This is a genomic window from Veillonella sp. ZSJB6 (assembly GCF_051549505.1).
Classification (GTDB): domain Bacteria; phylum Bacillota; class Negativicutes; order Veillonellales; family Veillonellaceae; genus Veillonella.
On sequence record NZ_JBPUGE010000127.1, the window covers coordinates 1 to 250 of the forward strand.

The 250-nt window shown below is 53.2% G+C and carries 1 protein-coding gene; it reads right to left on the bottom strand.

Features of this window, described 5'->3' with window-relative positions:
• The coding region (locus ACSV5T_RS10155) for an alpha-amylase family glycosyl hydrolase (RefSeq protein WP_438321057.1) at positions 1–249 on the bottom strand (249 nt) is incomplete at its 3' end.
• Position 250: the final 1 nt, after the last annotated feature.

Here is a 250-nt window from a genome sequence, read left to right on the forward strand (position 1 = left end):
ATGGAACACCATGTTCAACTCGTCACGGTCTGTTCCTGTATAAAGCTTCGCCTCGTCGACGCTGACGCCCGGCATCTCACCAACCGTGATCGTATCGTATTTCGACAGGACCTCACGATTCATCTCCTGCATGAACTCATGGATGCGCGGCCCATTGAAGAAGAACGGTGTGCCGTCCCCGTAACCTGTCCCCCGCGTCTCGCCGTCTGGATAACTCGGATCTTTCGAAATCATGTTGATGACATCCATT